The organism is Mangrovibacterium lignilyticum (genome assembly GCF_010882175.1).
GTDB classification, from domain to species: Bacteria; Bacteroidota; Bacteroidia; order Bacteroidales; family Prolixibacteraceae; genus Mangrovibacterium; species Mangrovibacterium lignilyticum.
Window position 1 is genome coordinate 258,805 of record NZ_WKLH01000003.1, and the last position, 21,455, is coordinate 280,259.

Below are 21,455 nucleotides of genomic sequence, written 5' to 3' on the forward strand. Positions count from 1 at the left end.
TTGACAAAGCAGACGTTTCTGCCCCTGGTAACCGCTTTTCTGTTGTTGTTTGCGGCTGGTGCGTGTACAAATGCTGACAAGACGGGCAAGCCGAGCGGGAAAATAGTTAATGTTACAGATCGGGAGGAAGATGTTGTGTTTGGAGATGTAAAGGCGCCGCAAGAAATCATCATGTATTCGAGCTACGACTGTAAGTTTTGCCGTAAGTTTTTTGCAACGACCTATCCGGAGTTGAGAGAGAAATATTTAGATACGGGAAAAGTAAAGTTAGTAGTTAAATGGCTCGACTTCGGGGAGCGTCCGGAAATGCTGAATGCTCTTCAGGCAGCGAGTTGCATTAGCCGCTTTGGTGTGTACGAGAAGTTTCATGAGTTGCTAAACTTCAACCCGGCTGTTGTTTATACTCCCGAGTTCGAGGAATTACTTGGTGATATTATGCAGCGAAACCAATTTATTGCGGAGTGCATCGTGAACAACAACAACTATGAATATCTGAAATCGAACCTCCGTGAGTTTAGTGAAAACGAAATCCCCGGAACCCCGGCTTTTATTCTGAATACGAACATTTATACCGGATATCGGTCCTTCGATCGACTGGAGTCTATCATGATCAATGAGTTTGAATTTAATTAATAACTATTTCTATATGAAAACAATACAAATTTCCTTGGCTGCATGTGTTCTGTTTTTGCTCGCAGCATGCGGTGAACCGGAAGCGGAAGAACAGTGCACGGACGCTTCACAAGCTTGCTCAAACGATTCGTCAATTACCATTGATGCGACAACCTGCAGCGATGGTGAAGACGTTTATTACCTGATTGATGGTACAAAATACACCTATGAGGAATTAGCAAGCCTTATTTCTACAACCTGTAATGCTGGAAGTTCGGCCCTGATTAACGACGAAGGTATTGTACAAATGCGGAGCCGGATGTCGGAAATTTCATCTCGTTTGATGATTCAGGCCCGCGCGGCTGCCGGTTGCGAATAGCGAATGTCAGGATCCGGTTGTAAAATCCCGAAGAATCGTTTTTGTGGTTGATCGGGATTTTTTTGTATGAAACTTTCGCGGGCTAAACTGTTTCATTCATTGTGAACTTTGTACTTTTGACGATTAAATAAGCGGAAGGAAATATTCGATATGAGTGTGAAAGACATAAAAGTGATTGCCTTTGATGCGGATGATACCTTGTGGGAGAATGAAAATTTCTTTCGGGATGCCGAGAAGGAATTTTGCCGGGTGATGGCCGAATATGAGACCTATGAAAATTTGATGACCGAATTGTTCAGGGTCGAAGTTCAGAACCTGGAAATATATGGTTACGGTATCAAAGCGTTCATTTTGTCGCTGATTGAGACCTCCCTTATCATCTCGGATAAAAAGGTTAGACCCGAGCAGATTGACGCCATTGTAGGCATTGGCAAAAGCATGCTGGACAAAGAGGTGATTTTACTGGATGGGATTGTCGACTTGTTGGATAAGCTTTATGGGAAGTACCGTTTAGTGGTGGCAACCAAAGGCGATCTACTTGATCAGGAACGGAAATTGAAAAAGTCCGGATTGCTAAAATATTTTCACCATATCGAAATAATGACGCACAAGAAACACGGAAACTACCAGGAGTTGCTCAAGCACCTCGATATTCAGGTGGACGAGTTTTTGATGGTGGGAAATTCGCTGAAGTCGGATGTGTTGCCGGTGATTGAATTGGGTGGTTATGCCGCTCACGTGCCGTATTACACGACCTGGATCTTTGAGCAAATGGACCCGAATGATATTAAAAGCGACCGTTTCTTTGAACTGAAAGAAATTCATGATGTTTTGGACTTGTTCGGTCGGGCAACAACTTGAAACTTTGAACTCGAAACTTGAAACTGAAGAAATGGAATACCAGGGAAATATCTTAAAAATGCGGTCGGAACTGGACGAGCCAATTCGCTACTTTTTTAAAATCGGCAACCAGGAAGTCGACATGAATGCATTAATAGGCAAGCAAATCCGAATGCAATTTGACGGACAAATTAATTGTATTTCCTGTGGGAAGAGAACCAAAACGTCGTTCAGCCAAGGCTTTTGCTACAATTGTTTGCAGACAGCACCTGAAGCCAGCGAAACAGTGATGCGTCCCGAATTGTCAAAATCGCAATTTGGCATTGCCCGCGATATGGAATGGGCTGAGAAACATGATCTGATTGACCATATTGTCTACCTGGCTGTGTCCAGCGAACTGAAAGTTGGAGTGACGCGGATTCACCAGGTTCCAACCCGATGGATTGATCAGGGGGCAGCTTATGCTATCCGGGTGGCGCAAACGCCAAACCGACATATCGCCGGAGTGATGGAGGTTTTCCTGAAAAAGTATTTTACCGACAAAACAAATTGGCGCGACATGCTGAAGAATAATGTCGCTGAAAACTTTGATCTTCAGGCGGAGAAGGAGAATCTCTTACAATTACTTCCGGCCGAGTTGCGACAGTATCGATGCACGAACGACGAGGTGGTCAATTTGCACTATCCGGTGCTTGAATACCCCACAAAACTGAAAAGCGTTTCGTTTGATAAGGAGGCTGTGATTGAAGGCGAGCTAAAGGGGATTAAAGGTCAGTATCTGCTGCTGGATCAGGGGCGTGTACTGAATGTTCGGAAGCACAACGGATACTTTTTAAGACTTTCTTTTGATTCATAATTCGGGAATGAGTTGAAAATTTATGCTGAACAGGAATTGATTCGACCTGTAATATTTTTATAATTTGCTGTGTTTGAATCGTTTTGTAGAACATTAAAATTTCAACTGAATAAAGACTTTGGCCTTTTATTGTCCGCTTTTTTTTTCGTTTATTTGATTGCTGATTATGGGCAGTTTAATATTATATTAACTATGGGAAATCTCGATTGGAAAAATATAGGTTTTGGTTATCGCAAAACCAACTTCAACATTCGCTGTTGGTACAAAGATGGTCAATGGGGACCATTGGAAGTTAGTGATTCAGAATTTTTGAATTTGCACATTGCTGCCACCTGTTTGCACTACGGACAAGAAGCCTTTGAAGGATTAAAAGCCTTTACCGGTCAAGACGGCAAAGTGCGTGTTTTCCGGATGGAAGATAACGCTCGCCGTATGCAGTCGTCAAGCGACGGTATTCTCATGCCGCACGTGCCAACCGACTTGTTTACAGACGCTGTGAAACTGGCGATAAAAAAGAATTTGAATTTTGTTCCTCCTTACGGATCGGGAGCATCTTTATATGTTCGCCCGGTGCTCATTGGTACCGGACCTGAAATAGGGGTTAAGCCGTCTGCTGAATACCTGTTCATGGTTTTTGTAATGCCTGTTGGACCTTATTTCCCCGAAGGATTTAAACCGACAGAGTTGGTGATCATGCGCAAATACGATCGAGCAGCTCCGCAGGGAACCGGAAAATACAAAGTTGGCGGTAACTATGCTGCCAGTTTGGTGGCCGGAAAAAAAGCGAAGGAAGGTCATTATTCAGCTGTTCTGTATCTGGATGCCCGCGAAAAGAAATATATTGACGAGTGTGGTCCGGCAAACTTTTTCGCTATAAAAGACGATACCTACATCACACCACTTTCCGATTCTATTTTACCATCGATCACGAATATGAGTCTGATGCAACTGGCAGAAGATTTGGGATTGAAAGTTGAGCGAAGAAAAGTGCCGGTTGAGGAGTTGGAAACATTCCAGGAAGTTGGCGCCTGTGGAACGGCTGCCGTTATCTCGCCCATTAAGCGAATTTACGACGAAGATATGGACAAGGAATATTTGTACGGTTACGATCCCGGACCATGGAGTACCAAGCTTTATCAAAAGCTGCAGGGTATTCAGTATGGCGATGAGCCTGATCATCATGGGTGGACAACCATCATCGAATAATTTGAAACAATATATTGAAGCCTCATCTTTCCCGGATGAGGCTTTTTTATCAATTTCCTTCCGGTCCGATTTTTTTCCATGTTTAAAAAGCGAGCCAATTTTGATCAGAAACCGCGAGATCTTGTAAATTTGTTTCAGTAGACGTGCTTCCTTCGTAAGTACACGATGTCAACAACCTGAATGTTTGATTTCAATCAAGTTCCAATATTGGGGTCTACTACCCTAAAATAGCGAAATATGAATATCGTCTTAAGTGTCGGGGTTTTAATATTTGTTGGTTTCATTTTGGGGGAATTGGCTAAAAAGGCCAAATTACCGAAGATCTCGGGCTATATTTTAGCGGGTATCTTGTTGAATCCGGATTTGTTGGGAATCATGTCTCCTGAGTTCGTTGATCATACTGATCCTCTGCTTACCATATCATTGTCGGTGATTACCTTTTCGATCGGTGGTTCGTTGAGTTTATCGAAAATCAAAGCTACGGGGCGCACCATTCTTTTGCTGACCCTTTATGAAGCATTGTTCGCCTTCTTTCTTGTATTGCTTTGCATGTCTGTCACCCTGTACTTTTTCATGTCCACGCTTTATTCCCTTCCGGTAATCTTAGCGCTGAGTTTGGTGCTTGCGTCTTTAGCATCTCCAACCGACCCCTCGGCGACATTGGCAGTCATTCACGAGTATGATGCCAAAGGTGCAGTCAGCTCATCGATGTTGGAGATTGCAGCTTTCGACGATGTGATTGGGATTACTATTTTTACCCTGGCATCCGCTGGAGCAGCTTACCTGATGGGAGAGTCATCCGCTACCTTTGTTCAGATTGTTACAGGACTCGGAAAGGGAATTGGAGGTGCCGTTTTATTGGGAGGTTTGGGCGGCCTGCTTTTCAATTTTTTGGTGAAATTATTTCGAAAGGAGTCTGACGGTAGTCTGATCGTCATTACTTTCGGAATGGTGCTTTTGACCTATGGGTTATCTGACTATTTTGGATTCGAAGCTTTGTTGGCGACTATGTCATTGGGTGTCATCGTAGTCAATTATAACTCGCTGGCCGACAAGATATTTCAGTTGATAGAGCGCTATACCGATGAACTTATTTTTGTGGTTTTCTTTTCCCTGTCTGGTCTACATTTACAATTATCGGCTTTGTCCGGTAGTTTTCTACTTATTCTGATTTATATTCTGGCAAGGGCCGCGGGTAAGTTCCTGGGGATATTTGCGGGGGCTGTTCAATTTAAGGCCGATCCGAAAGTGAAACGATACGCTGCCGGCGGTTTGATTCCTCAAGGCGGAATTGTAATTGGGCTGGCACTGCTGCAGGCTAAGGACCCGGCTTTTAAAGATATTTCGTCCCTAATTATTGGCGTTGTGATCGGAGCTGCGCTGATTCATGAAATCATTGGTCCGGTTATGTCGCGATTGTCTTTAAAGAAGGCGGGTGAAATTTGACAAAGCTTTGGAACTGCCTGGATTTTGCAAGCGTAAAGTCGTTCCTGAACGGACTATTGCCTACAAAAAAGAGACTGCTTTGGGGGCAGCCTCTTAGTCCTAATCATTATTGAAGTCAATGAATTTCTGTCTCCGTGATTCAACCACCTGCTTAATAATCCTTATTTTGGATGAAGATGTCACCACTAACATCAATCACATTCTGAGCGATCGGATAAATACGGCGGTAAACTTCTGATTGTGCTTTACCGGCATAAGCGTCCTCAAATGTTCCAAATCGGATCATCTGTGGACGTCGTTTCATCTCCCAGTAGTTCTCATACGATATTTCATTGTAAAGTCTAGTTTCTGTCAAGTCGCTAAGCGAAATTGCTTGACCGGAGATATTGCCACCTTCGTCGGCGGGTTGTATCCGGTTACGGCTGGTGCGAATGATGTTGATATCGGCCAAAGCGTTGGTTGTTTCCCCGCTTCTGAAATAGGCTTCTGCCCGAAGCGTGTACATATATCCCAGACGGAAAATTGGAATATCGACACGGGAAGTACCGTTGCTCCCGTTAATCGGGTCGAACTCAAATTTGAAAATACGGACACCTTGATGAACTTTATCCTGAGGGAGAATCGTTCCGGATGAAAAGTCCAGCTCGGGCGTGAATTCCAACATGTGATCGTTTTTGTCGGTTTCGAGTGCTGTCACTTTGATGTAGGTTACGCCGGCGATGGTTTCGCGAACAAATTTGTTGCTGGTATCGTAGGTTGGGCCGAATTGTTGCCCCACCTGGAAACCACGGTTAAAGTGGAACCACGGCAAACCATCTGTTCCAGGAACGGCGTCGAGGGTACTCGGCAATGTCCTGTGCTTGGTTGTTGTAAAACCAGGTTCCGTCGGCATATTGATACTTTTGTTCGAAGCGGGGATCGTCGGTGTTTTCACTCCAGGTGGCATAATATTCAGGGGTCGTACAAGTCGCATTTGTTCCCCGCATTCCTGATTCCGATTCATGTTGCGCACGTTCCATTGGCATGTAAACAAAATCGTTTTGACCGGTCACCGAGCCGTCGTTAACATTTTGCGGTGCAACAAAAATCAATTCAGGGCCATCGTTGTTGTCAATCCCAAAGTTATCAAAGAACTGTGGTGCCAGCTCAAATTTCGGAGAGCTTATCAGCATCGATGTATATTCAATAACCATATCCATATCGGTTTTGCTGCTATTGTTTACCGATGCTTCTGTAAAATTGAAGTCTGAAGAATCGTTGTAACGATTCAGGAAGACTGCACGGTTCATGTACATCTCGGACAGGATGGCATAGGCGGCTTCCTTGGTAAAGCGTCCATTGTAGGTTGAGTTCTCACTCAGAGCTGCTAAATCGGGGATGATCGCTTCCACACCGGTAATCAGCGTGTCTATATAATTACTTTGAATGGCGATTTCCAGTTTTTGGCGTTTGTCCCATAAATCGATGAAAATGGTTTGGATGATAGATTGGGACAGTTCCCGGTCTGAGGTTAGTTTGAAGGCGTAGGCATACAATTTTTCCCAGCTCGAATCCACCAGTTGATTTAACGCCTTGCTGTTGTTTTGCCGGATCAAGTTAATTAGTTCAAGTTTCTTTTCTGGGCTCAAAACTGCAAGTAGTGAATTGACATTACTGAGTTGTAGATGTAGAAATCGCCTGTTCCAAAGTCCCTGCAAAAGCATTAAATAGCGACGAAGTTTTGATTACAATTCTTTTGCATCCTGGCGTAATTCAAGAGTTGATAAACCGATCAAGCTGATTTTTTGTCGGCTTTTTTATAATCAGTACAAATTATAGCTAAAAGGATAATAATTAAGTAAAGTTTTGTATTTTTTGGAACCGGAAATGAGGATTTGTGGAATGGACGGTGTAAAATATGTTTCGACTGATTCCGGAATGTGTGCAATTCGTGAATTTGAATTATGTTTTGAGAGATCGGAAAAGGAGATAAAAAATAACCCGAGAATGACTGGCTTAAAACTAACTTTGTTTGTGCTTTGTGTACTGATGTTAAATCGTTTCGATGCTAAAGGCTCTGACGCTGAGTTGATAAGTCAACACGATGTTGTGGAGGTGTTTGGTAGCAAGTTGATAAAAACATCTACATATCGGATTCAAATTAATAACCGGGCCGGTGAAAAATACGGCAGGATTCGGATTGAACATTCCGATATTAGTAAGATTAGTAAGCTTGAAGCACATCTGGAAACGATTTCCGGACAGGTAATCCGAAAACTGAGCAATGCGGAAATCAAAGAACACAGTGCGATTTCAGATATTTCTTTTTATGATGACAACCGTGTTACGGAATTTACGCTAAAGCATAATCGTTATCCTTATATTGTTGAGTATTCCTACGAACGGAAAGTAACTGAATTTCTTTTTCTGGATTATTGGATTCCGGTTCTCGATATGCAGATTCCAACGCATGAAGCGACACTGACTGTCAATATACCGATTGATTATAAGCTGAAATATAGTGCTCATGATATAGAGGAGCCGGAAATAGAGTCTTCAGGAAAAACGACGCAATACATCTGGAAAGCGACTTATAATGTCTTGGCTGAGGCGGAGAATTTTGCCCCTGATCTTTCACAAATTGTACCTTGTCTGAAAGTCGTTCCGAAAGAATTCAATTTTCAAAAAAGAGGATCTTTTGAGAGTTGGGTGGAATACGGAGATTGGCAAGTCGATATACTAAAGCAATTGAATGAGTTGCCGGAGTGGGAGAAACAGCATATTCATCGCTTAACGGATGGAATCACCGACGAGCGTCAAAAGGTGAAAGTTCTTTATCATGATATGCAGGATGCCACACGGTACGTTAATATTTCAATTGAAACAGGAGGAATGAAACCTCATCCCGCGAGCTATGTAGCCGAAAATAAATATGGCGACTGCAAGGCGCTGAGCAATTATTTCAAGTCGGTTTTGGACGTGATTGGTATCAAATCCTATTATGTGAAAATTTACGCAGGCAATCCTTGCCGTCCGATTGATCAGTCTTTCCCTTCGCAACAATTCAATCATGTTATTTTGATGGTTCCTTTGGAAAAAGATACGCTTTGGTTGGATTGTACGAGCGATGGTCCGTTCAATTATCTGGGAACTTTTACCCAGAACCGTTATGCATTTGTGGTTGAGCAGGGGAATAGTCACTTTGAAAAAACTCCCGCGATGCAACTTGCCGATGTTGCTGAAAGCCGGACTATTTGTGTGGGGTTTCCGGAGAAGGGTAGTTCCGCTGTCAGTTTTTCAGGAAATTATAAAGGAGATTTGTTCGAAAAGTTCAGGCAGTTGGACAGTTCATACAGCCAGGCAGATCAAGATCGTATTTTCCGAAATTATTTATTGGAAGATGGTTTTGAGTTGCAGGATTATTCCATACGCAATTTGGGCAGGGATACCTGCCGGATCGAGGTGGAATATGAAACCGTTAACCATCATTTATATAAAACCTACGGGAACGAAATTCTGGTCAGTAATATCCCAATCAATGTTCCCGACTTTGAGAAACCGGAAGAACGACAATTTCCTGTTCAGATTGATGATCCGGTTTGTAGATACGACACCGTGACTTATGCTATAGGGGAAGGCTATCAAGTAGATGCATTGCCTGAAGTGAAGGTGCTTGAGACAACATTTGGTACTTACACAATTCAGTTTGATAAGTCAGGTAATCAGGTTGTTGTTTGTAAACAACTGACAATCTACCCGGGGACTCATTCACTGGAGGCATACCCTGCATTTTATTCCTTTATAAAGGAGGTGAAGACAGTTGAAAACTCCCCGTTGCTCATATTGACTAAAAAAGCCTAAGCGAATGAAAAATTTTATCTTTTTACTGCTCCTAATTTTCAGTGCCGGGTACGCCGCTTTTGCTCAAACGTATTCCCGTGAATTTGGTATTGTTGGTAAAGACGACCTCGAGATGAATGTTTATTCTGAGGATAAAGATGCTGAAGCTGTGGTCATGTTTGATTTCGGTAAATCGTACTTTCAGGAGTCAGATCACCGTTTTAACGTCATCTTTGAACGGTCAACAAGAGTAAAAGTACTGAATGAAGCTGGTGTGAAATGGGCCGAATTCGAAATTCCATTTTACCAGTATGAGGGGATCTACGAGCGTATTTACGATTTGGAAGCATACACTTATAATCTTGAAAACGGGGTGTTGACGCGGACGGCTTTGGATCTTTCGAACACTTATAACGAGGCAATAAACGACTATTGGACAGTAAAGAAATTCGCGATGCCCAATGTAAAGCCGGGCTCCATTGTTGAATATCGCTACAAGCTTGAATCGCAATACAAATTCAATCTGAGAGACTGGGAGTTTCAGTGGAAAATTCCAGTCATCTACAGTGAGTACATTGCCAGAATGATTCCTTTCTACACGTACACTTATTTATTACAGGGAGCGAGTCGGTTTGATATTTTCGATTCATACGAAGATTATAAGAACAAGCACAATCTTCCGTGGGCATCTGCTTTTGGCACGGCTACCTATAGCGATCTTGTCTACAAATTTGGAATGGAGAATGTCCCGGCGTTTAATGATGAGGAGTTTATTACTTCGGTTGATGATTACATTATCAAACTCGATTTTCAACTGTCACAAGTAAATCTGGCAACCGGAGGACAACAAAAGATCATGACCACATGGGAGGAATTGGTCAAGGAGTTGGGTAAACACACGGATTTTGGGAAGTATATTGATAAAAGTGAAAAGGTGGCCGCTAAAATACTTCCTGTGAAGGAATTGGCGCAAAAGAATGAGAGCGTCCGAATGGATGCTGTGATAGATTATGTGAAGTTGAATTTTGGTTGGAACAGGCATTTTGATAAATATGCATCAAAGTCTCCATCGAAAGTGGTAGATGAGAAATTGGGGAATTGTGCGGATTTGAACCTATTGACTGTCGGCTTTCTTCGGGCGGTAGGGATTGAGGCTTACCCGGTAATTACGAGTACGCGCAATCACGGAAAAATTAAGACAGACTACCCGTTCAGCAGTTTTTTCAACTATGTTTTGATTTTGGTGCGGGTTGACGGGAAAATATTTTTAACGGATGCAACAGATCCTTTGTGCCTCAATAGCCGAATTCCGGTTCGCTGCATAAATGATAGAGGTTTGGTGATTGATAGTGAAAAAATTCGTTGGATAGGGCTTGAAAATAATGTTCCTTCGATGACCAGCAATGAATATACACTGTCAGCGGGCGACGATTTTAACCTGGTGGCTCACCTCAAACAATCATCAACAGAGTACGATGCCTTGCAAAACCGAAAAGCATTTGGCGAAGATAATGACGAAATAGAAAAGGCATTCGGTTTGGAGTCGTTTGAGTTTGACCCATCGAGTATAAAAATTGAAAACTTAACGAATAAGAAAAAGCCATTCATTGTGGAGTGTAAGCAATTGGGCAAGATGGAGGTCATCAACGGTAAAATCTATCTTAATCCGTTTCTTGGCCAAACGATTTCAGACAATCCGCTGAAACAGAAATCCCGTAGCTACCCGATTGATATGATTTTCCCGAAATTGAAATTGTATAAAACGACTTTTAACCTGCCGGAGGGCTATGAGCCGGAATATCTTCCTGAAGAGAAAAATATAAACAATGAATTATTCAGCCTGAGTTATCAGGTTTTGCGGCAGGAAAATCAGTTAACGATCAATTTTAGTTACGGGTTTAAAAAGCCGGTCTACGAAGCGAAGGACTATTCTCGGTTGAAAATGTATTTTAATGAGATCGTGAAAAAAGGCAAGGATAAGATTGTGCTTGTTCCAGGAGGTGCCAAGGCTTCCGCTTCTACCACTGAGACCAAAGATGTTCAATAGTCAAATCATGGCAATGTGTTCATTGAAGGCATTCTACGAACAGATTGGTGGGCGGTTGATTGCTGCAAATATTATAATTGGCAATTCCATATTTATCCATATCTTGCTTAGAGTGATTCAATGTAAAGCGAAAACTAACGAACTGCAAAACAGAACTTAGGCATGAATAAATTTAAATACCATTGGGATAGTTCACGCAAAACAGTATTTAAGTTATACGCGGGTAATATTACGCTGGAAGATATTAGGTCTTCGTGGGAGTATGCTATTGCAAACAATTTAATACCAAAAGAAACGGTGGGGTTTGTTTTGGATTACCGGGAAGCCTCATTACAGGTGAAGGTAGATAGTTATGAAGCTATCGCTGATTTTTATTGGGAACATGTTGAAGTCTTTGGAGGAACTAAAATTGCGATCATTTCTACGAATCCAAGGGATATCGTAATTCCGATGTTAGTTGAAACGAGAGATAATGGCTATATGTCAAAACCTTTCAGTACGGTTGAAGCAGCATTGGAATGGATTCTGTCTTGATGTCTACAAATTTCATCGTTATTTTCCGGGGAGATTCGATGAACTCCCGGTTCTAATGCATTATTTCACAGAAAAATTTTCATTCAAATGATTAGCATTGACCGAACAGATAGTTCCAGTCCGGCATTTCGGCAATTGATTCCAGAGCTCGATCGGGAATTGCGGGGAAACTACGAATTCGACCAGGATATCTATAACCAGTACAATATTGTTGATAATATTGCGAACGTCGTTGTTGCGTTTGATGGTCAAAAGCCTGTCGGTTGCGGGTGTTTCAAATTTTTCAGTCCGACTATTGTCGAGTTAAAGCGCATGTTTGTTTTGCGCGAATTCAGGGGGAAAGGTATTTCTAAAATGGTTTTGGCAGAGCTCGAAAAATGGGCGGCCGAATTAGGCTACTCAGCAGCAGTTCTTGAAACCGGAGAATTGCAAAGAGAGGCAATTGGGCTGTACCAAAAAAGCGGTTACATTTCAATTCCGAACTATGGTCCCTATGTTGGTCTTCCGCACAGTCATTGTTTCAAAAAAGAATTTTCTTCGATATAGTTCTTCGTTATTTCGGGTGAGAAAGCTGTAGTCGGCATGCATCTTAAAACAATTATGATCTGCTTCTTATAATGGTTTAGTTATTTAAAAATGAACTAACTGTTCGGATCCTGACTTTTTTTTGCTAGTCGAATGTTGCATCGAGAGATGCTCAAAAGCAGTATTTTATAGAGCATAAGTAATTCAACTTATGTTTGAATTATTATAAATTGAAGGCAATTACTGAATTTAATCCGAAGAACTATGAAACCAAAACATCCTGATCGGGAAATTTTGCCCGTAGAAGTCTTTGCTGGTACAAATCTTCAAGCTTCCATGTTGAAAAGTATGCTAGATGATGCCCAGATTTACTCCTTTCTTAAAGATGATATTATGGGGACTTTGAACCCTTGGTGGACTGACCCGGGGGGTGTCGGTGCGGTAAAGGTTATTGTTGCTAACAGAGATTTAGACGAGGCGCGTGATATTGTGGAGAAATTCAGAAAGAATTTGCAGGAGAATTAGATTTTTAAAGATAAATTTTTTTTGAAAAAGATAAGAACAAGGCCGGATTTCCGGCCTTGTCTGTTTAACTTTGGTCAAAAAGGAAGCATGAAAAAGATCGTTGTTTTGTCAGGTGCCGGTATGAGCCAGGAGAGTGGCTTGCGAACTTTCCGCGATATGGGCGGATTGTGGGAAGAGTACGATGTAATGGATGTGGCCACCCCCGAAGCCTGGCAAAGAAATCCGGAATTGGTGAATCGTTTTTACAACGATCGAAGACGGCAGTTAGTAGATTGTGAACCCAATCAGGGACATCGCTTACTGGCTGATCTGGAGAATGATTTCGATGTTCATATAATTACGCAGAATGTGGACGACCTGCACGAACGAGCTGGAAGTTCGAAGGTTCTGCATTTACATGGCGAATTGAAAAAAGTCCGGAGCTCTGTTGATCCGGAGTTAATTTTTGATTTGGATGGCTGGGAATTGAAGCTGGGTGATACCTGTCCGAAAGGTAGTCAGTTGAGACCGCACATCGTATGGTTTGGTGAAGCAGTTCCTGCCATGGATGAGGCGGCTGAGATTGCTTCGACAGCTGATATTTTTGTCGTGATCGGTACTTCCCTTAATGTTTATCCGGCAGCCGGTCTGGTGCATTATACGGCTTCCAATTGTCCGGTTTTTGTCATTGATCCCGAGCGTCCGCCGCTTTCGATGCGAGGGGTAACGTTTATTGAAGAGAAAGCAGGCGCCGGAATGCTTCGACTGAAAGAGTTGCTTGGCAGTCTATAAAACAGAGAATATGAAAACAAGCTAAAATTGACATTGATTCAGAAAACCTTACCATGGCTTTTATTCTCATGAGCAATAACCTCGGGATATTCCGATTTTGTCAATGGTGCTTAGGGTATTTCTCCGTTCAATCTGTTTCGCGCGGATCAGTTATTTATGAAGAGGACGAAGAGTAGAAGGGTCAGGCAATCGCTAAAGTTACCACGCTAATTTTCGCGTTGCATTTGCTTTGAATGGTTGCAGCACAGGCTTCAAGTGTGGCGCCGGTTGTCACGACATCGTCAACCAATATCACATGTTTGTTTTCGAAGATTGCGGGATCTGCCAGATCGAAAATTCCTTCGACATTTTGCCAACGTTCCCAACGTGACTTTAGGGTTTGTGTCGATGTGAAACGGCTTCGGTACAGGTTGCTACTTTCAACCGAAATATTCAGCGATTGCGACAATCCAAGTGCCAGGTGATAACTTTGGTTATAGCCCCGTTTGCGTTCTTTTTGAGGGTGAAGCGGAACAGGACAAAGGTAGTCCGCCGAGCTGACTTGTTCGTCTTTGAGCAGGCTTGTACCAAATTGTTTCCCGAAATATTCTCCCAGTTCTTTTTGTCCGCGGTACTTTAGTTCGTGCAAGATCTGCTGGTAGTTACTTCCTTTTTTGAACTCGAAAAAGGCACAAGCCCGTTCAATTTGTACACGTCCGTAAAACAGGCGTTCCATCGGGTTGTCGATAAGCTTGTAGTGGTTTGTTTTGGGCATGTGAAGCAGGCACCTGAGACAAATATACCGTTCGCTTTGAATCAGTTTTTGTTTACAGACCACGCAACTACGAGGAAAGACAAGCTCGATGAATTGTTGAACGCCTTCTTTGATTGGGAACATCGTCCTTGGTTTTGTTAACCATAAGTTACGAAAAAAATTCATAGGACAAGCGGTTTCTTGGTATCTGCGCATTAGGTCAGCTTTCTGTCGCTTGCATTTGTTTGTCCTTAAAAGTCAGCTAATATTGGACCCCGGATAATTAACAAATGGTTGATAGTCTCATAATTTAAAGATAAGACGATCCTCAGGTATTGTGTTTAAATTTATCTCGTCAACAAGTTGGTAACGTTTTTAAGTAATCACAATTGAGCATGTTTTTTTATTCATAGGAATTTATCAACCTTGTTGAACACCCAGATGAGTAGGTCTGCCTGTCTGCAGGTTTATTCGTTTTTCCTTCACCCTTTCCCGTAACGAATTATTCCCGAAAGGTTGCTTTTCCCGGCAACCTTTTTTATTTGTTTGGTAGATTTTTAGTCTGGGCAATACTTGTGATTTGGGTGAAGTTTTCCCCAGCGTTAAATGCATTCATCCATTCATATAATCAGGCTGCTGTACTTAAAAAATTCATATATTTGTAAACTTTTTAAAAATAGGCCAAAATAGGATTCTGATGAGCGATAAATTCCGCGAATACAAGCAATTAGATCTTTCCCAAATCAATAAAGATGTACTAAAGAGTTGGGAAGAAGAAGATACATTTCATAAAAGTATTTCAACTCGGGAAGGAAACCCGACTTTTGTTTTTTATGAAGGTCCGCCCTCCGCGAACGGAATGCCGGGGATTCACCACGTGATGGCCCGTGCTATCAAGGATACATTTTGCCGTTACAAAACCATGAAAGGTTTTCGTGTTCACCGCAAAGCCGGATGGGACACCCATGGTTTGCCTGTTGAGCTGAGTGTTGAAAAATCGCTCGGCATTACCAAAGAAGATATTGGTTCGAAGATAACCGTTGAGGAATATAATGCTGCTTGTCGCCGCGAGGTGATGAAATACACCAAAGAGTGGGAGCAGCTGACTCGCCAAATGGGATATTGGGTGAATATGGATAATCCGTACATCACTTACGATAACCGTTACATTGAGTCGGTTTGGTGGTTGTTGAAACAGTTGTTCGACAAAGGATTGTTGTACAAAGGATACACGATTCAGCCCTACTCTCCGGCGGCCGGAACAGGATTGAGCTCGCACGAGTTGAACCAACCGGGTTGTTACCGCGATGTAAAAGACACTACAGCTGTTGCTCAGTTTTCGGTTATCCGCGACGAGAAGTCTGAGTTTTTGTATGATGGTGTTGACAGTCCGCTTTATTTCATGGCCTGGACGACCACGCCCTGGACTTTGCCATCAAACACGGCGCTTTGTGTTGGACCAAAAATCACCTATGTGAAGGTGAAGTCATTCAACCCGTACACCGGCGAACCAATGACAGTGATTTTGGCACGTGACTTATTGTACAGTCATTTCGACCCTAAAAATACAGAGCTGGATTTTGAAGATTACAAAGCCGGTGACAAGAAAATACCCTACGAAGTACTGGCTGAATACACCGGTGAAGAATTGACTGGTGTAAACTACGAGCAGCTTATCGGCTGGGTGAAACCGGATGGCGATGCGTTCCGTGTAATCACAGGTGATTTTGTAACCACTGAAGATGGTACCGGTATTGTTCACATTGCGCCTACGTTTGGTGCCGATGATGACCGGGTAGCTAAGCAAAGCGGTATTGCTCCTTTGTTGGTGATCGACAAGGACGGTAAGAATCAGCCATTGGTTGACAAGACCGGGCGTTTCTTCCAAATTGAAAAAATGGATGATGCCTTTGTCGCAAGCAACGTTAACACAGCAAGCTATGCTGAGTTCAGTGGTCGCTTTGTGAAAAATGCCTACGATGAGGGTTTGACGGATGACGACAACACGGTAGATGTGGATATCTCGGTGATGTTGAAGAAGGAGAGCAAAGCTTTCAAAGTAGAAAAGCATGTCCACAGTTATCCGCATTGCTGGCGGACTGACAAGCCGGTGTTGTACTATCCGCTCGATAGCTGGTTTGTGCGCACAACGGCTGTGAAAGATAAATTGATTGCTCTGAATAATACCATCAACTGGAAACCGCAATCAACAGGTGTTGGACGTTTTGGTAACTGGTTGGAAAATCTGGTTGACTGGAACCTTAGCCGTTCACGGTTTTGGGGAACTCCGTTACCAATCTGGCGAACAGAAGACGGCACACAAACAAAATGTTTTGGTTCGGTTGAGGATTTGTATGGCGAAATCGAAAAAGCCGTAGCAGCCGGATTCATGACTAAAAATCCCTATGAAGGATTTGTTCCCGGTGAGTTTGAAGATTCAAATTACGATAAAATAGACCTGCACCGTCCGTATGTTGACGACATTGTGTTGGTGGCTGATAATGGCGAGAAAATGTTCCGTGAGCCGGATCTGATTGATGTTTGGTTCGACTCAGGTGCCATGCCTTACGCGCAAAACCATTATCCGTTCGAGAACAAAGCTAAATATCAACCGGAGAAAGGACGCGGAGTATTCCCGGCCGACTTTATTGCTGAAGGGGTTGACCAAACCCGTGGTTGGTTCTTCACCTTGCACGCTATTGCCACCATGATTGATGACTCGGTAGCTTTCCGAAACATCATTTCGAATGGTCTGGTGCTTGACAAAAACGGCAATAAAATGTCGAAACGTCTCGGCAACGCTGTCGATCCGTTCGAAACCATCGAGAAATATGGTTCCGATCCGTTACGCTGGTACATGCTCACGAATTCTCAACCCTGGGATAACTTGAAGTTTGACGAGGGTGGGGTGGATGAAGTACGTCGTAAATTCTTCGGAACATTATATAATACCTATAACTTCTTTGCACTGTACGCCAATGTCGATGGCTTCTGTTACAAGGAAGAGGAGATCCCGGTTGAAGGACGTCCGGAGATTGATCGTTGGGTGATTTCGTTACTAAACTCCTTGATTAAAGAAGTGGGTGAGAGTCTGGAGAATTATGAGCCAACACGCGCCGGACGCGCCATTTCTGAGTTTGTGAATGAAAACCTAAGTAACTGGTTCGTTCGTTTGAGCCGCAAACGTTACTGGGGTGGCGAATACGATGCTGATAAGATTTCAGCTTACCAAACCTTGTATACCTGTTTGGTAACGGTGGCCAAGTTGTCAGCCCCATTGGCGCCTTTCTATTCCGATTTGTTGTTTACCGACCTAAATAAGTTGACCGGTAAAGAAACCGATCAAAGTGTGCACCTGGCCGAATTCCCAACAGCAGACGAAAGCTTGATTGATAAAGATCTGGAACAGAAGATGGACATTGCCCAGCGGGCTTCGTCGATGATTTTGGGATTACGCCGCAAGGAGAAACTGAAAGTGCGTCAGCCGCTGGCCAAAATTATGGTTCCGGTGCTGAACGGCCGTTTTAAAGAACAGTTTGAAGCAGTAGAAGGAATCATTCTGTCCGAAGTAAATGTGAAAGAGGTGGAATACCTGACTGACACTGCGGGTATTATTAAAAAGAAAATCAAACCGAACTTTAAGACCCTCGGTCCAAAGTACGGGAAGATCATGAAGCAAATTGCTGCTTCTGTTGCTCAATTTTCGCAAGCCGATATTTCAACCCTTGAAAAAAGCGACAGCTTTAAGTTGACTGTAAATGATCAGGAGGTTGAGTTGACGACGGCTGATGTTGAAATTACAACGGAAGATATTCCGGGCTGGTTGGTTTCTTCGGAAGGAGAGTTGACCATTGCACTGGACATTAATATCAGTGAAGAGCTGAAGCAGGAAGGAATTGCACGCGAGTTTATCAATAAGATCCAAAACATCCGTAAGGACAGTAATTTTGAAGTGACCGACCGTATTTCATTGAAAATTGAAAAAAATGATTTTTATAATCAAGCGGTTTCAAACTACAAAGATTACATAAGTAGTCAAACACTGTCGGCTGATTTGACCTTGGTTGATTCGATGGAAAATGGTATGGGCCAGTTGGTTGAAATTGATCAGAATGTTGAAGCGCGTGTTTTTGTTGAAAAAAAGGGATAAATCGGCTGTTTGGCAAGCTTGCAGGGCAGTCGGATATCAAATATATTTTATAATTTAGGAACCGAATGAGAGATCATTTGGTACGAACTAACGAACTAAAAATTTTTGGTATGGCTGAAAAGACAAGATATTCGGATGCTGAACTTTTGGAATTTAAAGAGCTCATCTTAGGGAAGCTTGCAAAAGCTCAAAAAGATTATGAGTTGTATAAAAATTCCATTACACACAGCGACGGCAATGACACGCAAGACACCTCACCAACCTTTAAGGTGTTGGAAGAAGGAGCTGCTACATTGTCAAAAGAAGAAGCAGGGAAACTCGCTCAACGCCAATTGAAATTTATACAGCACCTGCAGGCTGCATTAATTCGAATTGAAAACAAGACTTATGGCGTTTGCCGGGAAACCGGAAAATTGATCTCGAAAGAACGACTGAGAGCTGTACCTCATGCAACTTTGAGTATCGATGCCAAAAACAGTCAGAAGTAATTCTGCGAGGCAGTAAAAGCATACGATTGGGAGAAATTAACTCCCAATCTTTTTTTTATGAATGTAAGTATCATGTCAAAACTTCAAAAGTCGGTTCTGATCATCGTTTCGGTGCTTGTAATTGACCAGGTTTTAAAGTTCTGGATCAAGACTAATATGTTCCTAGGGCAGGAATTTTCTGTCATCGGAAATTGGTTTATAATCCATTTTGTTGAAAATAACGGAATGGCTTTCGGTTTCGAATTTGCCGGAGAATACGGGAAGATCTTCCTCAGTTTATTTCGCATTATTGCGGTAGTCGGTATTGCGTGGTACATGCTGAAATTAGCCAAGCGGGATGATATCCCGATGGGATTTATTGCTTGTGTTGCACTAATATTTGCCGGTGCCGTCGGCAATATAATCGACAGTGCTTTTTACGGGGTGATTTTTAGCGACAGTTATGGAAAGGTAGCACAGCTTTTTCCCGATGGCGGCGGCTATGCGTCGTTCCTCCACGGAAAAGTCGTTGATATGTTCTATTTCCCGCTTCTTTCCGGTAGATATCCATCATGGATCCCCGGTATTGGAGGTCAGGACTTTTTGTTCTTCCGTCCCGTGTTTAATGTAGCCGATTCAGCCATCACTGTTGGTATTTTCAGCGTGATTATCTTTTACTGGCGCCTTTTCAGCCGCCTGGATCAGGAGAAGAAAAAAGGTAACAATGAGGAAGCCTCAGAAGTTGGCGGAGAAGCATAATCAACGAGACAATTTGAATTTTGATTTTTTGCTTGTGTTTTTAGTCTGAATATCGTAAACTTGCAATCCGAAAATTAGGGATTATCTATCATACCCGATACAATTTTTAGGGCCTATAGCTCAGTTGGTTAGAGCACCTGACTCATAATCAGGGAGTCCCTGGTTCAAGCCCAGGTGGGCCCACTTAATTATCAAAGAGTTACAGCAGATTTTGCTTGTAGCTCTTTTTTGTTTGCACTCAATTTGCACTGAGAATATTTTGGACCAATCGGAAAAGTTGGGATCGCTTCAAAAACTTGTGGGATTTTCATTTATAGGCACAACTCTTAGCTACCCGATATAGGAGAAAGTGTTATCATTCACTCCTCTTTGTGACGCCCTGAAGTCTTCTGATTTGGTATTGAGAGATTCCATCGAAGCGTTGGTATTTCGGTTATCAAAAAAGTTCAGGATCTCAGAGGCATTCATGTGTACGCTTGCAGCGATGTATTGAATGTCTTAAATTCGGATTCATGGATCATTCGAAAAGATTTTCGAGGAACACCGCAGAATCAGAAGGGGCACTTTCCCTGGGGTGGAGTGCAATAAAGCCATTGTTTTACAATGCTTTGCTCCCTCCGGCGTATACTTTTGTCGTTTCGTTCATCCCAATGAACCAAGAGTTAAATAATGGGGTTAATGCTGCCAGTTTCTACTGTATTTTGCAAAGCATCAAGCCCCTTTGCGTTTGCTGGGGTTGAATTGTGCTCCGTCCTTGCGAATGAAGCGCATCGGAACGTGGCAATCTGAGTTGGGGTGCAAGAATCACTCGACAATCGTTAATCAACTCTGCTCTCTGTCCCGATTAAAGTGCGGTTCAGCAGCAAGGCAGGAGGGATGGGTACTTCATTTTATGTCAGTCGGTTAGAAAACGAAGCTTTGTGTTAATGAATTGTTCTGGATTGTTATTTTTTATGCAAGAATCGTTACTTGTTGATTCATGTTTTCTTCATTTTTTTGTAATATCGAACGCTGTTTGGGTTCAGCATCGTTTGAAAGGGGAAAATGGATCGGGATAAACAGGAAAAAATATTCATCAAAGGGCTTCAGGATAAGAATAGTCTAGTCTTTGGGCAGCTGTTTGCCTGTTATCATGCCAGCCTGTTTCGTTTTGCCGAGACTTACCTGTTTGATCCGCAGGAAACTGAAGATGTTATTCAGGAAGTTTTTATAAAGCTTTGGGAAATGCCGCAGGTGAATATTGACCGATCGCTGAAATCCTACCTATTCCTCATGGTCAAAAACCGCTGTATCGATCATCTTCGGTCCCTTCAAATCGAAGATAAAAATAAACGGAAGTTGTTTGAGGCACAGTCTGTTTCAGATGCTACGGATGTGGTTTTAGATGCTAAAAGCGAAGCCTTGATCAAAAAAACAATCGAAGAATTGCCGGAGCAATGCAAGCAGGTATATCAGTTGGCTGTTTTCCAGGATCTGAAATACCAGGATATCGCAAGCGAGTTGAATATATCTGTCAGTGCCGTAAAGGTTCAGATGTTTAGAGCGCGCAAATACCTGAAAGAAAACCTGGGTGGTTTGCGAGAGAGCTTGTCTTTGTTTTCTTTCTTCCGTTCCGTTAACCTGCGTTGGAAAAAATAAGGTCGGCAATTCAATAGCCCCATTTTTTCAATCTTCTCTTTGGTATTTATCGGTTTTATTCCGGACGCCCCCCCCCTTTTTTTATGTTCTTTTGAAAAAAAATACTTTTCCCTGTTAACCTTCTTGTAAAATGGCCGTCTTTAGAGCA

General features: G+C 42.6%; 20 protein-coding genes and 1 tRNA gene. 17 read left to right on the forward strand and 4 right to left on the reverse strand.

What is annotated here, in order from left to right:
* The 6 genes from GJV22_RS15360 (at position 1) to GJV22_RS15385 (ending at position 5,339) form a co-directional block, all read left to right on the forward strand.
* Entirely contained in the window at positions 1 to 633 is a 633-nt protein-coding gene (locus tag GJV22_RS15360; RefSeq protein WP_163715714.1) for a thioredoxin domain-containing protein, read from the forward strand.
* Positions 634 to 646: 13 nt separating this feature from the next.
* Positions 647 to 991, forward strand: coding sequence for a hypothetical protein (locus GJV22_RS15365; protein WP_163715716.1), 345 nt, complete (start codon positions 647 to 649; stop codon positions 989 to 991).
* A 150-nt stretch (positions 992 to 1,141) separates the two neighbouring features.
* Positions 1,142 to 1,852, forward strand: coding sequence for an HAD family hydrolase (locus tag GJV22_RS15370; RefSeq protein ID WP_163715719.1), 711 nt, complete (start codon positions 1,142 to 1,144; stop codon positions 1,850 to 1,852).
* Between the two features lie 31 nt (positions 1,853 to 1,883).
* Positions 1,884 to 2,687 carry a DUF2797 domain-containing protein gene (locus GJV22_RS15375; protein ID WP_163716973.1) on the forward strand — a complete coding sequence of 268 codons (804 nt, stop codon included), beginning with the start codon at positions 1,884 to 1,886 and terminating at the stop codon, positions 2,685 to 2,687.
* Positions 2,688 to 2,879: 192 nt separating this feature from the next.
* Positions 2,880 to 3,893, forward strand: a complete 1,014-nt coding sequence (locus tag GJV22_RS15380; protein ID WP_163715722.1) for a branched-chain amino acid aminotransferase — start codon at positions 2,880 to 2,882, stop codon at positions 3,891 to 3,893.
* 237 nt (positions 3,894 to 4,130) lie between these two features.
* Positions 4,131 to 5,339: a cation:proton antiporter gene (locus GJV22_RS15385; RefSeq protein WP_163715725.1), complete on the forward strand. Its 1,209-nt coding sequence runs from the start codon at positions 4,131 to 4,133 to the stop codon at positions 5,337 to 5,339.
* Positions 5,340 to 5,490: 151 nt separating this feature from the next.
* Here GJV22_RS15385 and GJV22_RS15390 read toward each other — a convergent pair whose 3' ends face one another.
* Positions 5,491 to 6,231: a RagB/SusD family nutrient uptake outer membrane protein gene (locus GJV22_RS15390; RefSeq protein WP_163715728.1), complete on the reverse strand. Its 741-nt coding sequence runs from the start codon at positions 6,229 to 6,231 to the stop codon at positions 5,491 to 5,493.
* Positions 6,131 to 6,967, reverse strand: a complete 837-nt coding sequence (locus GJV22_RS15395) for an RNA polymerase sigma factor (protein WP_163715731.1) — start codon at positions 6,965 to 6,967, stop codon at positions 6,131 to 6,133. The genes GJV22_RS15390 and GJV22_RS15395 overlap by 101 nt, the downstream gene beginning before the upstream one ends.
* Before the next feature lie 358 nt (positions 6,968 to 7,325).
* Here GJV22_RS15395 and GJV22_RS15400 point away from each other — a divergent pair, with 358 nt between their 5' ends.
* From GJV22_RS15400 to GJV22_RS15425, 6 genes are all read left to right on the forward strand, one after another.
* Positions 7,326 to 9,179: a DUF3857 domain-containing protein gene (locus GJV22_RS15400; RefSeq protein WP_163715734.1), complete on the forward strand. Its 1,854-nt coding sequence runs from the start codon at positions 7,326 to 7,328 to the stop codon at positions 9,177 to 9,179.
* A gap of 4 nt (positions 9,180 to 9,183) precedes the next feature.
* Positions 9,184 to 11,205, forward strand: coding sequence for a DUF3857 and transglutaminase domain-containing protein (locus tag GJV22_RS15405; protein WP_163715737.1), 2,022 nt, complete (start codon positions 9,184 to 9,186; stop codon positions 11,203 to 11,205).
* Positions 11,206 to 11,367: 162 nt separating this feature from the next.
* Positions 11,368 to 11,739 carry a hypothetical protein gene (locus tag GJV22_RS15410; protein ID WP_163715740.1) on the forward strand — a complete coding sequence of 124 codons (372 nt, stop codon included), beginning with the start codon at positions 11,368 to 11,370 and terminating at the stop codon, positions 11,737 to 11,739.
* An 87-nt stretch (positions 11,740 to 11,826) separates the two neighbouring features.
* The gene (locus GJV22_RS15415; RefSeq protein ID WP_163715743.1) at positions 11,827 to 12,285 is read left to right on the forward strand and encodes a GNAT family N-acetyltransferase; all 459 of its coding nucleotides are present in this window, start codon (positions 11,827 to 11,829) and stop codon (positions 12,283 to 12,285) included.
* A 243-nt stretch (positions 12,286 to 12,528) separates the two neighbouring features.
* A complete protein-coding gene (locus GJV22_RS15420; RefSeq protein ID WP_163715745.1) occupies positions 12,529 to 12,789 on the forward strand; it encodes a putative signal transducing protein in 261 nt (86 codons plus the stop codon).
* Positions 12,790 to 12,876: 87 nt separating this feature from the next.
* On the forward strand, positions 12,877 to 13,560 hold the full coding sequence (locus GJV22_RS15425; protein ID WP_163715748.1) for an SIR2 family NAD-dependent protein deacylase: 684 nt from the start codon (positions 12,877 to 12,879) through the stop codon (positions 13,558 to 13,560).
* Between the two features lie 181 nt (positions 13,561 to 13,741).
* Here GJV22_RS15425 and GJV22_RS15430 read toward each other — a convergent pair whose 3' ends face one another.
* Complete coding sequence (locus GJV22_RS15430) at positions 13,742 to 14,437, reverse strand: ComF family protein (RefSeq protein WP_163715751.1); 696 nt, start codon at positions 14,435 to 14,437, stop codon at positions 13,742 to 13,744.
* A 553-nt stretch (positions 14,438 to 14,990) separates the two neighbouring features.
* On the opposite strand from GJV22_RS15430, the gene ileS reads away from it, so the two are divergent.
* The 4 genes from ileS to GJV22_RS15450 all read left to right on the forward strand — a co-directional run bounded on the left by ileS (position 14,991) and on the right by GJV22_RS15450 (position 19,852).
* Entirely contained in the window at positions 14,991 to 18,443 is a 3,453-nt protein-coding gene (gene ileS, locus GJV22_RS15435) for an isoleucine--tRNA ligase (RefSeq protein WP_163715754.1), read from the forward strand.
* A gap of 110 nt (positions 18,444 to 18,553) precedes the next feature.
* Positions 18,554 to 18,931: a TraR/DksA family transcriptional regulator gene (locus tag GJV22_RS15440; protein WP_163715757.1), complete on the forward strand. Its 378-nt coding sequence runs from the start codon at positions 18,554 to 18,556 to the stop codon at positions 18,929 to 18,931.
* Between the two features lie 72 nt (positions 18,932 to 19,003).
* Positions 19,004 to 19,669 carry a lipoprotein signal peptidase gene (locus tag GJV22_RS15445; protein ID WP_163716976.1) on the forward strand — a complete coding sequence of 222 codons (666 nt, stop codon included), beginning with the start codon at positions 19,004 to 19,006 and terminating at the stop codon, positions 19,667 to 19,669.
* A gap of 109 nt (positions 19,670 to 19,778) precedes the next feature.
* A tRNA-Ile gene (locus tag GJV22_RS15450) sits at positions 19,779 to 19,852 on the forward strand.
* Between the two features lie 147 nt (positions 19,853 to 19,999).
* Here the strand turns inward: GJV22_RS15450 and GJV22_RS22435 are convergent.
* On the reverse strand, positions 20,000 to 20,164 hold the full coding sequence (locus GJV22_RS22435) for a transposase (RefSeq protein WP_394367553.1): 165 nt from the start codon (positions 20,162 to 20,164) through the stop codon (positions 20,000 to 20,002).
* Between the two features lie 549 nt (positions 20,165 to 20,713).
* Here GJV22_RS22435 and GJV22_RS15460 point away from each other — a divergent pair.
* Entirely contained in the window at positions 20,714 to 21,307 is a 594-nt protein-coding gene (locus GJV22_RS15460) for an RNA polymerase sigma-70 factor (RefSeq protein ID WP_163715763.1), read from the forward strand.
* Positions 21,308 to 21,455: the final 148 nt, after the last annotated feature.

Bases quoted from the DNA above. Each gene is read 5' to 3' on its own strand.
- GJV22_RS15365 (WP_163715716.1), top strand. From the start codon at position 647: ATGAAAACAATACAAATTTCCTTGGCTGCATGTGTTCTGTTTTTGCTC.
- GJV22_RS15425 (WP_163715748.1), top strand. From the start codon at position 12,877: ATGAAAAAGATCGTTGTTTTGTCAGGTGCCGGTATGAGCCAGGAGAGT.
- GJV22_RS15405 (WP_163715737.1), top strand. From the start codon at position 9,184: ATGAAAAATTTTATCTTTTTACTGCTCCTAATTTTCAGTGCCGGGTAC.
- GJV22_RS15390 (WP_163715728.1), bottom strand. From the start codon at position 6,231: ATGCCGACGGAACCTGGTTTTACAACAACCAAGCACAGGACATTGCCG.
- GJV22_RS15380 (WP_163715722.1), top strand. From the start codon at position 2,880: ATGGGAAATCTCGATTGGAAAAATATAGGTTTTGGTTATCGCAAAACC.
- GJV22_RS15375 (WP_163716973.1), top strand. From the start codon at position 1,884: ATGGAATACCAGGGAAATATCTTAAAAATGCGGTCGGAACTGGACGAG.
- GJV22_RS15415 (WP_163715743.1), top strand. From the start codon at position 11,827: ATGATTAGCATTGACCGAACAGATAGTTCCAGTCCGGCATTTCGGCAA.
- GJV22_RS15410 (WP_163715740.1), top strand. From the start codon at position 11,368: ATGAATAAATTTAAATACCATTGGGATAGTTCACGCAAAACAGTATTT.
- GJV22_RS15420 (WP_163715745.1), top strand. From the start codon at position 12,529: ATGAAACCAAAACATCCTGATCGGGAAATTTTGCCCGTAGAAGTCTTT.
- GJV22_RS15430 (WP_163715751.1), bottom strand. From the start codon at position 14,437: ATGTTCCCAATCAAAGAAGGCGTTCAACAATTCATCGAGCTTGTCTTT.
- GJV22_RS15400 (WP_163715734.1), top strand. From the start codon at position 7,326: ATGACTGGCTTAAAACTAACTTTGTTTGTGCTTTGTGTACTGATGTTA.
- GJV22_RS15440 (WP_163715757.1), top strand. From the start codon at position 18,554: ATGGCTGAAAAGACAAGATATTCGGATGCTGAACTTTTGGAATTTAAA.
- GJV22_RS15445 (WP_163716976.1), top strand. From the start codon at position 19,004: ATGTCAAAACTTCAAAAGTCGGTTCTGATCATCGTTTCGGTGCTTGTA.
- ileS (WP_163715754.1), top strand. From the start codon at position 14,991: ATGAGCGATAAATTCCGCGAATACAAGCAATTAGATCTTTCCCAAATC.
- GJV22_RS15370 (WP_163715719.1), top strand. From the start codon at position 1,142: ATGAGTGTGAAAGACATAAAAGTGATTGCCTTTGATGCGGATGATACC.
- GJV22_RS15385 (WP_163715725.1), top strand. From the start codon at position 4,131: ATGAATATCGTCTTAAGTGTCGGGGTTTTAATATTTGTTGGTTTCATT.
- GJV22_RS15460 (WP_163715763.1), top strand. From the start codon at position 20,714: ATGGATCGGGATAAACAGGAAAAAATATTCATCAAAGGGCTTCAGGAT.